The sequence below is a fragment of the Gemmiger sp. An194 genome (genome assembly GCF_002160145.1).
Classification (GTDB): domain Bacteria; phylum Bacillota; class Clostridia; order Oscillospirales; family Ruminococcaceae; genus Allofournierella.
Genome location: NZ_NFKA01000016.1, coordinates 45,067 through 59,198 on the forward strand (window position 1 = coordinate 45,067; position 14,132 = coordinate 59,198).

Below are 14,132 nucleotides of genomic sequence, written 5' to 3' on the forward strand. Positions count from 1 at the left end.
GACGCACACAACGCAAAGGACCGGCCGCCCAGTGGGCGAGCCGGTCCTTTGCCGCAAAATGCAGATTGGAGGATGTTATGAAAAGAGGGGGAAATCAGAAAAAGCAGTCCTTACTCCTCGTCGTGGCCGTGACCATGGTCATGGCTGTGACAGCCGCCGCAGCAGCCGTTGCAGGAGGGGATATCATCGGTGGGCAGGCCGTTGCGGGTGCGGTAGTCGGCAATAGCCGCCTGCACTGCCTCCTCGGCCAGCACCGAGCAGTGGATCTTGTGGGGCGGCAGGCCATCCAGCGCCTCGGTGACCGCCTTGTTGGTCAGCTTCAGCGCCTCGTCCACCGGCTTGCCCTTGATCATCTCGGTGGCCATGCTGCTGGAAGCGATGGCGCTGCCGCAGCCGAAGGTGTTGAACTTTACATCGGTAATGATATCGTTGTCGATCTTCAGATAGATCTTCATGATATCGCCGCACTTGGCGTTGCCCACCTCGCCAACGCCGTCGGCGTCGTCGATGGTGCCCAGGTTGCGGGGGTTGAGAAAATGGTCCATGACCTTATCACTGTATAACATAGTTCTTGATTCCTTTCTGAAGATCGTTCCAAACGGGGGAGATCGAGCGTAGGTAGGCCACCACATCGGTCACGGCCTGGATGATGTGCTCCATCTCCTCGGGGGTGTTTTCCGGGCTCAGGGTCAGGCGCAGCGAGCCGTGGGCCACCTCATGGGGCAGGCCGATGGCCAGCAGCACGTGACTGGGGTCCAGCGAACCGGAGGTGCAGGCGGAACCGGAAGAAGCGCCGATGCCCTTCTGGTCCAGCAGCAACAGCAGCGACTCGCCCTCAATGCCCTCAAAGCAGAAGCTTGCGCAGCCGGGCAGCCGGTGCTCACGGTCGCCGGTGAGGGTGGAATGGGGAATTGCGGAAAGGCCCTCGATCAGCCGGTCCCGCAGCGCGGAAACCTTGGCGGTATTGGCCTCCATCTCCCGCACGGCGTCCTGCAGAGCAGCCGCCATGCCGGCGATGGCAGGCAGGTCCTCGGTGCCGGCCCGCTTGCCCCGCTCCTGTGCGCCGCCCTCAATCAGGCTGGTGAGTGCCACACCCTTGCGGGCATACAGTGCGCCCACGCCCTTGGGGCCGTGGAATTTGTGGGCGGAAAGGCTGAGCATGTCGATGTTGTCTGCCTGTACGTCGATGGGCAGATGGCCCACCGCCTGCACCGCATCGGTGTGGAACAGCACGCCCTGTTCACGGCAGATGGCGCCGATGGCCCGGATAGGCTGGATGGTACCGATCTCATTGTTGGCGTACATCACGCTCACCAGCACGGTGTCCGGCCGGATGGCGGCCTTCACGTCCTCGGGGCGGACGATGCCGTTTTCGTGAACATCCAGATAGGTCACCTCAAAGCCCTGCTTTTCCAGCTTCTGCAGGGTGTGCAGCACCGCGTGGTGCTCGAACTTGGTGGAGATGATGTGCTTTTTGCCCTTGCGCTGACCAATGGCCGCGGCGGAGAGCAGGGCCTGGTTGTCGGCCTCGCTGCCGCCGCCGGTGAAGATGATCTCCCGGGGCTCGCAGTTCAGAATCTCCGCGATGGCCCGGCGGCTCTCGGCCAGCTGCACGGCGGCCAGCTGGCCGGGGGTGTGCAGGCTGGAGGGGTTTGCGTAGTTGTTTTCAATCACGCCGAGCATGACCTCGGCGGCGTGGCGGCTCATCTTTGTGGTGGCCGCATTATCGGCATAGATATAGCCCATTTGTATTCCTCCTGAATCAAACTGCCGGATGTCCGGCAGGAAACGCTGAAACAGAGTGGGAAAAATTCAATTCCCATCGTTGCAATAGGATAATAACACGAAAAACCAAGAAAGTCAATAGGAAAAAGAAAAATAAAAAAATTCTGCACAGCGTTTTGCGGCTGTGCAGATGCTCCCGTGAAAATCAAACGGGAGGGAGCGTGCCGTCCAGCATGTCCTGCAGGGTCACGCTCTGCAAAAAGTCTTCCACCAGCTGGTCCAGCCGCTGCCACAAAGGCAGGGTGGCACACTGGCTTGCCCGGGGGCAGTCGCCGTCGGAGCATTCCCGGCAGTTTACCGGTGCAAGGCCGCCCTCGGCGGCTTTCAGAATCTCGCCCACGGTGTACTCCGCAGGGGAAAGAACCAGGCGATAGCCGCCGGCCTTGCCGCGCCGGCTCTCCAGAAAACCGGCCTTGTTCAACAGCGCTACAATGGCTTCCAGATACTTCATCGAGATGCCCTGCCGTTCGGCCACGCCGCCCAGAGCGACGTATTCTTCCGGCGGGTTTTGCGCCAGATCCATCATAACGCGCAGAGCATAGCGCCCTTTGGTGGAGATCATCATAAAACACAACACCTCATCACAGATCGGTGCGGCCCGTCCGCAGGCCGCGCACACACTTCAACATGGATATTGTCTGATATTTTCCCACAAAAATCAAGGGGTTACAAACAAAACGGTGAATCGCATGAATTGCGGGCCTGCTTCGGATAAAATTTGTGCAAAAATCGCAGGAAAAGGCATACTTTCTGCATGTGAAAGCAAGTTTATGCAGTGCGCCCGGTATTGAATAAAGGAAAATAAATTTTAAGCACCGTCTTGTCTGGCATGAATCCGGGGTGTATACTAGATCAGGCGAACCGACCGACCGGTCGGTCGGCTTTATGCCGCTGTGTATTTTTGCATGGCGGCTTCATTCTGCAAAATGCATTAAGGAGTAAGCAGCTATGTCCAAATATTGCGTGAAAAAGCCGTTTACCGTGGTGGTGGCGGTGATCATGGTGATCGTGCTGGGCGTGATCAGCTTTACCAGCATGACCACGGATCTCTTGCCCGCCATGGAACTGCCCTATGTGATGGTGGTGACCAGCTATCCCGGCGCCAGCCCGGAGCGGGTGGAGGCGGCAGTAACCGCACCGCTGGAGGCGGGGCTGGGCACCGTGAGCGGTGTGAAAAACGTGACCAGCACCTCCAGCGAGAACGTAAGCATGGTGGCTCTGGAATTTGAGCAGGACACCAACATGGACAGCGCCATGGTGGCGTTGTCCACTGCGCTGGATCAGATCAAGGGCGCACTGCCGGAGACGGCCCAAAATCCCATGCTGATGCAGCTTTCGCCGGATATGCTCCCGGTGATGATCGCCAGCGTGGATATGGAGGATATGGACATCTACGAGCTCACCGAGTTTGTGGATTCCGATGTGATCCCCGGTTTTGAACGGCTGGACGGCGTGGCCAGTGTGAGCGGTACCGGCATGGTGGAAAAGACCCTGCAGGTGACCCTGAACCAGGAAAAGATCGACGAGGTGAACACTCAGGTTCTGGCCAGTGTGGATGACAAGCTGGCCGAGGCGAAGCAGGAGCTGGACGATGCCCGCCAGAAGGTGGAGGATGGTCGTGCCGAGCTGGAAAACGGCAAGACCGCCCTGGAGGATAAACAGGCCGAGACCGCCAGCCAGCTGGCGGAAGGCAGCGCTCAGCTGGATTCCGCAATTGCCCAGGCCCAGGCGCTGGCCAGCCAGGAGACCGCCCTCACCGCCAGCAAGACCGCTCTGGAAGCAGAGAAAAAGGGCTATGAGGACGGCGCAAAGCAGATCGCCGACGGTCTGGCCCAGATGGACGCGGGTCTGGCCCAGATGGACGATGGCATTGCAAAGATCGACGCTGCGGCAGCGGGCATCGACCAGCTGCTGGCCATGGGTCTGCCGGAGGATACCGCACTGAGCGATCTGGCGGCTATGCTGCCCACTCAGGAGCTGAAGGACGCGGTGCAGGCACTGATCGACCAGGGCATGACCACTCTGGCGGATCTGACGGCGGGCAAGGAGCAGCTGCTGGCCCAGAAAGACCAGCTGACCGCCCAGCGCGCCGAGCTGGCTGCCCAGCGACAGGCGCTGGCGGAGCAGCAGACCCAGCTGCAGCAGAAGATGGACGAGCGACTGCCCCAGATCGATACCGAGCTGGCCAACCTGGAAACCGAGCTGATGGCGGCCAAGATGATGAAGGAGGCTGCCCAGGAGGGCTTGGAAAAGGCCCAGGAGGCTTACAAGCAGCTGGAGAGCGGAAAGCTCAGTGCGGCGGCGGGCTTTGGCAGCGGTCAGGCTCAGCTGGCGGCGGCGGAGCAGTCGCTGACCCAGGCCGAGGAGCAGATGGAGCAGGCCCAGGAGCAGTTTGAGGACGCCCGTCAGCAGGCCATGGAGCAGGCGGACCTCTCCAAGCTGCTCACCAAGGACATGGTGAGCGGTCTGGTGATGGCTCAGAACTTCTCCATGCCCGCGGGCTATATCAAGGAAGGAGACGACTCCTACATCCTGCGAGTGGGCGATGCCTTCTCGGATCAGGAGAGCGTGGAGAATGCCCTGCTGATGCACATCGACGGCGTGGGCGATATCCGCCTGCAGGACGTGGCGGATATCGCCATGACCGACAACAGCGCCGAGAGTTATGCCCGGGTGAACGGCAACAGCGCGGTGGTACTGACCATCCAGAAGGGCTCCACTGCCTCCACCAGCGAGGTGTCCAAGGAGGCCAACCAGGCCATTGAGGAATTGCAGGCAAAATACCCCGGCCTGCGCATCACCCCGCTGATGGACCAGGGCGACTACATCCAGATGACGGTGAGCAGCGTGCTGTCCAACCTGGCGTGGGGCGGCGTGCTGGCGGTCATCGTGCTGGCGGTCTTCCTGAAGGACTTCAAGCCCACTCTGGTGGTGGCGCTGAGCATTCCCATCAGCCTGATGTTTGCGGTGGTGCTCATGTACTTCTCCGGCGTAACCCTGAACATGATCTCCCTGAGCGGTCTGGCTCTGGGTGTGGGTATGCTGGTGGATAACTCTATCGTAGTCATCGAAAATATCTACCGAATGCGCAGCGAGGGCACCCCGGCGGCCAAGGCGGCGGTGCAGGGCGCCAAGGAGGTGGCGGGCGCCATTGCAGCCTCCACCCTCACCACCATCTGCGTGTTCCTGCCCATCGTGTTTACCGAGGGAATCACCCGCCAGCTGTTCACCGATATGGGCCTGACCATTGCCTATTCTCTGGTGGCCAGCCTGCTGGTGGCCCTTACGCTGGTGCCCGCCCTCAGCAGCACCCTGCTGAAGACCGCCAGTGAGAAGCGTCATCCCTGGTTCGAGAGCATGGTGAACGGCTATGCCCGGACGCTGCGCCTCTGCCTGCGGCACAAGGTGCTGCCGCTGGGTCTGGCGGCGCTGCTGCTGGTCCTGGCGGTGTGGCAGACGGCCCGCATGGGCATGGAGTTCATGCCCTCCATGGGCGGCGATCAGGTAAGCGCCACCCTCACTCTGCCTCAGGGCACCAAGCGCCAGGAGGCCTATGAAATGGCCGATCAGGCCATGGAGACCATGCTCACAGTTCCCGGTGTGGAAACCGTGGGCGCTATGGACGGCGGCAGCACCGCCAGTCTGCTGGGCATGGGCGGCAGCAGCTCCAGCACGGTGGAGAGCATGAGCTTCTACCTGCTGCTGAGCGAAGAGGGCGCAAAGAACAGCCAGGCACTGGCAGATCAGATGACCCAGGAGATGCAAAAGCAGCTGCCCGGCTGTGAGCTGGCAGTGTCCACCTCCAATATGGATATGTCGGTTCTGGGCGGCAGCGGTATGGAAATCGTTATCCAGGGCCGTGACCTGGATACCCTGCAGTCCATCAGTCAGGACATGATGGACCTGCTGGGCCAGGTGGAGGGATTTACCGAGATCAGCAACGGCCAGGAGGACGGCGCGCCCCAGATCCGGGTGACCGTGGACAAGGACAAGGCCATGCAGTATGGCCTGACCGTGGCGCAGATCTACAGCGAGCTTTCCGCCGCGCTCACCACCGAGACCACCTCCACCACCCTCACGGTGGGGCAGGACGATTACGACGTGGTGATCGTGGATGAACGGGATGCCCTGACCCGGGAGAATTTGCTGGATTATGCCTTCACCGTGCAGGTGCAGGGGGAGAACGGCGAGAGCGAAGAGGAGACCCACACCCTGGGCGAGTTTGCCACGGTTCAGACCGATGCCAGCCTGGCCTCCATCAGCCGCGACAACCAGCAGCGCTATATGACCGTGACCGCCGTCACCGAAGAGGGCTACAATACCACTCTGCTCAGCCGTCAGGTGGAGCAGCTGTTGGCGGACTACCAGGCTCCGGAGGGCTATACCATCCAGATCAGCGGCGAGGTGGAAACCATCCAGAACGCTATGGTGGATCTGGTGAAGATGATCGCCCTTGCGCTGGTGTTCATTTATCTGATTATGGTGGCTCAGTTCCAGAGCCTGCTCAGCCCCTTTATTGTTATGTTCACCATCCCGCTGGCCTTCACCGGCGGCCTGCTGGCTCTGTGGATCAGCGGCCAGCAGCTCTCGGTGATCTCGATGCTGGGCTTCTTGATCCTGGCGGGCGTTGTGGTAAACAACGGCATCGTGTTCGTGGACTACGCCAACCAGCTGCGTCTGGCCGGTATGGAGAAGCGGGACGCACTGGTGCTTACCGGCCGTCGCCGCATCCGTCCCATCCTGATGACCGCCCTGACCACCATTCTGGCCATGAGCACCATGGTGTTCTCTCAGGACATGGGCGCCGAGATGAGCCGCGCCATGGCCATCGTGACCATCGGTGGTCTGGCTTATGCAACGCTGCTCACCCTGTTTGTGGTACCGGTGCTGTATGACCTGCTGTTCCGCAAGGAGCTGAAAAAGGTGGACCTGGGAGAGGAGGATGAGGAATGAGCGAGCAAACGCGGGAAAAGATTTTCCAGGGCGTGCTGACCCTGGCCCAGCAGGGAGTGCCCATGTATGAGGTGAAGGTGCAGGCCATCGCCACCGCTGCGGGGCTGGGCAAGGGAACACTGTATGAATATTTCTCCTCCAAGGAGGAAATACTGGCAGCGACCATGCTCTGGTGTATGGATCGGGAGCTGAATGCGCTGGAGGAGCAGCTGGCGGACTGCACCTGCTTTGAGGATCAGCTGGAAAGCTGCCAGAACTTTGTGGTGAGGATGCTGCTGGAGCGGGGCAGCAGTTACCGGGTAATTGCCTCTGCGCTCACGATTCCCCGGGATGCAAAGGAACTGCCCGACTATGCCCGCCGGCCGCTGGAGGAGCGCAAGGACCGGCTGACTGCCCTTGTGCAGCAGGTGATCGATACCGGCCGCAGGGAAGGCCGGGTGTCGCCCTCCAGCAGTGACGAATACTGTCATTATGTGCTCAAGGCAGCGCTGCTCAGCGTCTTTGCGGCCCAGAGCTGCGAGGGAGAAGAGGGATTGAACCGGAGTGGAGCGCATGTGCGCGCCATGATCTGCAAAGCACTTGCATAATTAACGAGTGAAGAAGGCCGTCGGATCGCTTGAAAGTGGTTCGACGGCCTTTTTGCAGCAATTTGAAACAGCGGGCGGCGATGCGCTTGACAGGGCGGGGAAGAACTCGTATTATGAGAATCGGTTCGTGTCGTTTTGGCACAATTGATTTCGGCTTTGTGGAGAATACAAAGAGAAAGAGGAAACAATATGTTATTCAATATTGTGATCCTGCTGGTGGGCTTTGCCCTGCTGGTCAAAGGCGCGGATGCCTTTGTGGATGGCTCCTCCGGCATTGCCCGCCTGCTGCGGGTGCCGTCGGTGGTGATCGGTCTGACCATCGTGGCCATGGGCACCAGTCTGCCGGAGGCTTCGGTGAGCATTACCGCCGGTCTGGCAGGCAGCAACGGCCTGAGCCTGGGCAATGTGATCGGCTCCAACCTGTTCAATCTGCTGGTGGTGGCCGGCGGCTGCGCACTGATTCTGGCCTTCGGTATCGAGCGGCAGCTTATCGTGAGGGATTTTCCGGTCTGTGTGGGAGCATCGGCTCTGCTGGTGGTTTTCCTGCTGGACGGTGTGCTCCAGCGCTGGGAGGGCCTGATCCTGTTGGCCTGCATGGTGCTGTATATGATCTGGACCGTATATGCAGCCATGAAAGAGCGTACGGAGGAGGAAGCCGGGGAAAAACCCTTGGTGGCAAAATGCCTCCTGTTTGTGGTGGTGGGTATCGTAGCCATCATCTGGGGCGGTGACCTGGTAGTGGACAGCGCCAGCGCCATTGCCGCGGCCCTGGGCCTGAGCGAGACTCTGATCGGTTTGACCATCGTAGCCGTGGGCACCAGCCTGCCGGAGCTGGCCACCAGCATCGTGGCCGCCCGCAAGGGCGAAAGCGGCCTGGCGCTGGGCAACGCCATCGGTTCCAGCACCTTCAATATCCTGTTTATCCTGGGCGCGTCCAGCGCGCTGACCGCCATCGAAAGCTCCGCCGAGGTATTCACCGACGCGGTGGTGCTGCTGGTGGTCACGGCGGTCATGTGCCTGTGGTGCTGGCTGCAGGGCCGGATGAGTCGGCTGATGGGCGGCATCGGTATTCTGGTGTATGTCGGTTATATCATCTATGCGATCCTGCGCTGAGTTGCCGGAAACAAAACGGAAAACAGCGATGCGCGGCAGGTTTTTTGCTTGCCGCGCATTTTTGCGTTTCCGGGAAAGTGAATCGGGGTTGTACTTGTCAAACCTCGGGGCCTTCCTTATAATAAGTAATGAAAAACGGCGAACGTACGGAATTTGATAACGGAAAGGACGGCACGATGAATGATGATCAGCGTTGCGATCGTGGAGGATGAGGCGGCCTATGCGGCACAGCTGCGGGAGTTCCTGGTGCGCTATTCCCAGGAGAGCGGGCAGGAGTTTGAAATCAGCCTCTTTTCCGATGGAGACGAGATCGTGGAGGGCTACAAGGCCCAGTATGATCTGATTTTGCTGGATGTGGAGATGAAATTCATGGATGGCATGACCGCCGCCGAGGAGATTCGGCGGGTGGACCCGGAAGTGGTAATCATCTTCATCACCAACATGGCCCAGTACGCCATCCGGGGCTATGCAGTGGACGCCATGGACTATGTGCTTAAGCCGGTGAGTTATTTTGCCTTTTCCCAGCGGCTGAGTCGGGCCATCCAGCGGATGAAAAAGCGGGCCCGCCGCTACATGACCATCAGCATTAAGGGCGGGGCCCAGAAGCTGGACATCGACAAGATCTATTATGTGGAGAGTCAGGGCCACAACCTGATCTTCCATACGGAGCAGGGCGACCATGTGACCAGCGGAACCATGAAGGATGTGGAGGGCAAGCTGGAACCCCTGAACTTCTTCCGCTGCAACAAGGGCTATCTGGTGAATCTGGAGCATGTGGATAGCGTACAGGGCGGCTGCGCACTGGTGGGCGGTAAGGAGCTGTTGATCAGCCGGGGGCGGAAAAATGATTTTATGGAAGCACTGGCCAACTATGTGGGCGAGGTGATCAAGTGAACACCCTGCTCTTTCCCGACATTCCCCGCATTTATACTGCTATTGCGGAATGGCTGGCCTGCATGGTCTATATCAGCCAGCTGCCGCTGCGGCTTCGGGGCTGGCGGCTGGTCGGTATCAGCGGCGGCATGCTGGCGGTGCAGTGTCTGTTTCTGGAGCTCACCGGCGATGCGCCGCTGTTTTTGTGGATTCCCTGTATGATCGTGGCGATCTGTTTGATGCTGGGGCTGTTCTGCGCCTGCTGTAACCTTCCGGTGCTGGATGCCTGCTACCACTGCATCCGGGCCTTCCTGCTGGCGGAATTTGCGGCGGCTCTGGAATGGCAGCTGTACTTCTATACTCTGTTTCGGCTGGGCTGGCGCAGCAAGGTATGGGAGCTGCTCTGTCTGGCGGTGATCTATGGGGCGGTGTTCGGCTTTATTCTTTTGCTGGAGCGGCACCGGAAGGAGGCTGCCCGGCACTTCAAGGTCACCCCGCGGGAGACGGCCAGCGCCGTGGCCATCGGCCTGGCGGCTTTTCTGATGAGCAACCTCAGCTATGCCTACAGCAATACTCCCTTCAGCAGCGGCTTTGTGACCGATATCTTCAACACCCGCACCCTGGTGGACCTGGGCGGTCTGGCCATTTTGTATGCCTATCATCTGCAGCGTGGCGAGCTGCATATGCGCTATGAGCTGGAATCCATTCAGAATGTGCTGCAGAATCAATATGCGCAGTACCGCCAGTCCCGCGAAAGCATTGATGTGATCAACCGCAAGTATCACGATTTGAAGCATCAGATCGCGGCCCTGCGTGCGGAGAGCGACCCGGAGCGCCGCGCTGCCTGGCTGGACGAGATGGAAGAGGACATCAAGACCTATGAGGCCCAGAACAAGACCGGAAACGCGGTGCTGGATACCGTGCTCACCAGCAAAAGTCTTTACTGCCAGAAGCATGGCATTACCCTCACCTGTGTGGCGGATGGTACCCGGCTGGGCTTTATGAGCGTGATGGACATCTGCACCATCTTCGGCAACGCGCTGGACAACGCCATTGAGTGTGAACTGCGCATCCCGGACAAGTCCAAACGACTGATCCATGTGACCGTTGCGGTGCAGAAAAGCTTTTTGCTGCTGCGGTTTGAAAACTACTATGAAGGCACGCTGAAATTTGAGGGCGGACTTCCGGTGACCACCAAAAAGGAGAAGGCCTACCACGGCTTTGGCATCAAGAGCATCCGCTACACTGCGGAAAAATACGGCGGCAGTGTGACCGTGGCTGCCAAGGACAACTGGTTTGAAATGAAGGTCCTGCTTCCGCTGCCCAAAGAGGAAACGCCCGGCACGAAAACAGAATAAAAACAAGCGGCTCGCGCAGTTTTCACAGTTCAGTGAAGCTGCGCGAGCTCTTTTTGTGTGATTCCACAAAAATGAAACGATTTTGTAACTTGTGGGTGGCATTGGTGAATGTGACGAAAACAAGCGGGGACTATTTGTGCGGAATCAATAAAGTGAAAATCCGTTTGTGCGCAAAAGCTGCGATTTGTGAAGAGACCATGAAATGTGTAAGAAGACCGTGTTAAAATTCATTCAGAAAAACGGGTAGGCCCAAGAGATGGGGGCCGGCTTGTGGAATGACAGCGGCGTGATGAGCCCAATGCGATGCAAACAGGGAATGCACCGCGGCCGGCGCGCCGGAAAGGAAGGTGGCTGCGCGCACAGGGAACAGCCTCTTGCGGAGGCAAGTACGCAAGCATTTACATTTTAAGGAGGAAACGAAATGCTGTCTATCAATATTGATGACGTCATCAAAGTTCTGGATTCAATGAAATCTCAGCTGATTGGCTTTGGCGTCGTTCTGGTGCTGGCGATTCTGGTTATGATCGCCTGCATGAAGCTGCCCAAGGCCAAGAAGGCGATGATCCGCTGCCAGGCTGGTCTGGCGATCCTGCTGGCCCTGGTGATCACTGTTAACCTGATCTGCTTCGGCCCCATGTTCACTGTGATCAACCTGGCCATGGGCGGCGGGTCCATCACTGAGGAAAGCATGGCAGAAGCCTATGAAGTCAACACCGAGCTGGTTGGCGAAGGTGTTACCCTGCTGGAGAACAACGGCGCTCTGCCCCTGGCCAGCGGTTCCAACCTGAATGTGTTCGGCTGGGCTTCCACTGCTCCCGTTTACGGCGGCGTTGGTTCCGGTGCTCTGAACGATCAGTATGAAGTAACCGATCTGATCACCGGCCTGAAGAACGCCGGCCTGAATGTGAACGAGGATCTGGTGAACTTCTACGAGACCTACCAGGCCGAGCGCCCCAGCGTTGGCATGTGGGCTCAGGATTGGACCCTGCCCGAGCCCAACGTGAGTGCTTACACCGATGAGCTGATGAGCGGTGCCAAGGAGTTCTCCGACACTGCTCTGGTTGTGATCTCCCGTCCTGGCGGCGAGAACGCCGATATGCCCACCGATATGGTGTCTGTTGTGGACGGCAGCTGGCTCGAGCGAGATGCCATTACCGGCAACTCCTACTTCAACGGTGTTTATGACGACAGCCTGAATGAGGGCAATGACTGGGATGAAGGCGACCACTACCTGCAGCTGAGCAACCGCGAGGAAGAGATGCTGCAGATGGTCTGCGACAACTTTGATAAGGTGATCGTGCTGATCAACACCAACAACGCTATGGAGCTGGGTTTCCTGAAGGAGTACGGTGTTGACGCTGCGGTGTACGCTCCCTGCCCCGGCCAGAACGGCTTCAATGCAGTGGGCCAGGTGTTTACCGGTGAGGTGAATCCCTCCGGTAAGACCGTGGACACCTTTGTTTACGATCTGTTCAATACCCCCACTGCCAACAACTTTGGCCAGTTTACTTATGACAATATGGATGAGCATGCGGTGGTTACCACCAGCTTCTCCACCGGTGAGCAGAGCACTGCTCTGCCCAGCTTCGTGAACTATGTGGAAGGCATCTACGTGGGCTACAAGTTCTACGAGACTGCTGCGGCAGAAGGCCTGATCGACTACGACTCCACCGTTGTGTATCCCTTCGGCTACGGCCTGTCCTACACCACCTTCTCTCAGGAGATGGGCCCCATCACCGAGGGTGACGGCACCCTGAGTTTTGATGTGACCGTAACCAACACCGGCAGTGTGGCCGGCAAGACCGTTGTAGAGGTCTACTACAATCCTCCCTACACCAACGGCGGCATCGAGAAGGCTTCCGCAAACCTGGTTGCCTTTGACAAAACCGAGATCCTGGAGCCCGGCGCTTCCGAGACTGTGACCATCAGCTTCAAGGCGGAAGATATGGCTTCCTACGACACCTACGGCGCTGCTGCCTACGTGCTGGAGGCCGGCGATTATGTCATCAGCATCAACAGCGATTCCCACACTGTTCTGGACAGCGAAGTCTACAACGTGCCCAGCACCATCGTATACAGCGACGGCCGCAGCACCGATAAGACTGCTCCCACCAATCAGTTTGAGAATGTGGAAGGTGATGTGACTTACCTGTCCCGCGCCGACGGCTTTGCCAACTACGCCGAGGCCACTGCCGCTCCGGCCAGCATGACCATGTCCGAAGAGGATAAGGCTGCCTTCCTGAACAACGCGAACTACGATCCCAACAACTATAACAATCCCGACGATCAGATGCCCACCACCGGCGCCAAGAATGGCCTGCAGCTGGTCGACATGCGCGGCGTAGCTTACGACGACGCTCAGTGGGATACCTTCCTGGATCAGCTGACCGTATCGGAGATGAGCGAACTGATTGCTATGGGCGGTTACCAGACCGCTCCTCTGGCCAGCATCGGTAAGGTTCAGACCTACGACTGTGATGGCCCCGCTTCCATCAACAATAACTTCACCGGTCAGGGCTCCATCGGCTTCGCCGGTACCGTTCTGATGGCTTCCACCTGGAATACCGACACTGTTTACAAGTTCGGTTCCTCCATCGGCCGCATGGCTGATGATCTGGATGTTTCCGGCTGGTATGCTCCCGCCATGAACATCCATCGCTCCGCCTTCAGCGGCCGTAACTTCGAGTACTACTCTGAGGACGGCGTGCTGAGCGGCAAGCTGGCTGCCCAGGCCGTCCAGGGCGCTGAGGAGCATGGTGTGTACGCTTACATCAAGCACTACGCTCTGAACGACCAGGAGACCAACCGTAACAGCATGCTGTGCACCTGGGCCAACGAGCAGTCTATCCGCGAAATTTACCTGAAGCCCTTCGAGCTCTCCGTGAAGGAAGGCGGCGCGGATGCCGTAATGTCCTCCTTCAACTATGTGGGTACCGAGTGGGCCGGCGCCTCCAACGCCCTGTGCAACATTGTCCTGCGTGACGAGTGGGGCTTCGTGGGCATGGTTCTGACCGACTACTTCGGCGTGTACGGCTACATGGACGCTGACCAGGCCATCCGCAACGGCACCGACTTCTGCCTGGTGAACTACCCCACCGAGACCAACTACCTGACCGATACCACCAGCGCCACCGGCGTTCTGGCCGCCCGTCAGGCCTGCAAGAACATCCTGTACACCGTGGTGAACAGCCGCGCTTACATGGAAGAGAACCTGAACCCCGGTATGCCCGGCTGGCAGATCGCCGCCATCGCCATCGACGTTGTGCTGGCTGCTGTGCTGGTCGTGCTGGAGGTTCGCACCGTTAAGGGCTACAGCCGCCGCAAGGCGCAGGAAGCCCAGGCTCAGGCCAACACCGAAGCGTAATGCTTTCCAAGCTTCCTTCGAAGCACAATAACCGGTAACTGACCGGCCGTAATGCCGGGGCCCCGTGTAAATCATGCGGGGCCCCGGTCATGGCCGGCT

Annotated in this window: 9 protein-coding genes; 6 read left to right on the plus strand and 3 right to left on the minus strand. The window is 59.0% G+C overall.

Annotated features, from left to right (window positions below; translation table 11 throughout):
* Window positions 1-110: 110 nt before the first annotated feature.
* The 3 genes from nifU to B5F28_RS10665 all read right to left on the minus strand — a co-directional run bounded on the left by nifU (window position 111) and on the right by B5F28_RS10665 (window position 2,350).
* Window positions 111-566 (minus strand): Fe-S cluster assembly scaffold protein NifU, encoded by a 456-nt coding sequence (nifU, locus tag B5F28_RS10655; protein ID WP_058965252.1) that lies wholly within the window; start codon window positions 564-566, stop codon window positions 111-113.
* Window positions 553-1,746, minus strand: a complete 1,194-nt coding sequence (locus B5F28_RS10660) for a cysteine desulfurase family protein (protein WP_087295877.1) — start codon at window positions 1,744-1,746, stop codon at window positions 553-555. The genes nifU and B5F28_RS10660 overlap by 14 nt, the downstream gene beginning before the upstream one ends.
* A 184-nt stretch (window positions 1,747-1,930) precedes the next feature.
* Window positions 1,931-2,350, minus strand: a complete 420-nt coding sequence (locus tag B5F28_RS10665) for an RrF2 family transcriptional regulator (RefSeq protein ID WP_087295878.1) — start codon at window positions 2,348-2,350, stop codon at window positions 1,931-1,933.
* Window positions 2,351-2,733: 383 nt separating this feature from the next.
* On the opposite strand from B5F28_RS10665, the gene B5F28_RS10670 reads away from it, so the two are divergent.
* From B5F28_RS10670 to B5F28_RS10695, 6 genes are all read left to right on the plus strand, one after another.
* Entirely contained in the window at window positions 2,734-6,738 is a 4,005-nt protein-coding gene (locus tag B5F28_RS10670) for an efflux RND transporter permease subunit (protein ID WP_087295879.1), read from the plus strand.
* Window positions 6,735-7,325, plus strand: a complete 591-nt coding sequence (locus B5F28_RS10675) for a TetR/AcrR family transcriptional regulator (protein WP_087295880.1) — start codon at window positions 6,735-6,737, stop codon at window positions 7,323-7,325. Before B5F28_RS10670 ends, B5F28_RS10675 begins: the two co-directional genes overlap by 4 nt.
* A gap of 189 nt (window positions 7,326-7,514) precedes the next feature.
* On the plus strand, window positions 7,515-8,438 hold the full coding sequence (locus B5F28_RS10680) for a calcium/sodium antiporter (RefSeq protein ID WP_087295881.1): 924 nt from the start codon (window positions 7,515-7,517) through the stop codon (window positions 8,436-8,438).
* Between the two features lie 180 nt (window positions 8,439-8,618).
* Window positions 8,619-9,332 (plus strand): LytR/AlgR family response regulator transcription factor, encoded by a 714-nt coding sequence (locus B5F28_RS10685; RefSeq protein ID WP_343212758.1) that lies wholly within the window; start codon window positions 8,619-8,621, stop codon window positions 9,330-9,332.
* Window positions 9,329-10,669 (plus strand): sensor histidine kinase, encoded by a 1,341-nt coding sequence (locus tag B5F28_RS10690; RefSeq protein WP_087295882.1) that lies wholly within the window; start codon window positions 9,329-9,331, stop codon window positions 10,667-10,669. The genes B5F28_RS10685 and B5F28_RS10690 overlap by 4 nt, the downstream gene beginning before the upstream one ends.
* Window positions 10,670-11,090: 421 nt before the next feature.
* Complete coding sequence (locus tag B5F28_RS10695; protein WP_087295883.1) at window positions 11,091-14,033, plus strand: beta-glucosidase; 2,943 nt, start codon at window positions 11,091-11,093, stop codon at window positions 14,031-14,033.
* The last annotated feature ends 99 nt before the right edge of the window (window positions 14,034-14,132 follow it).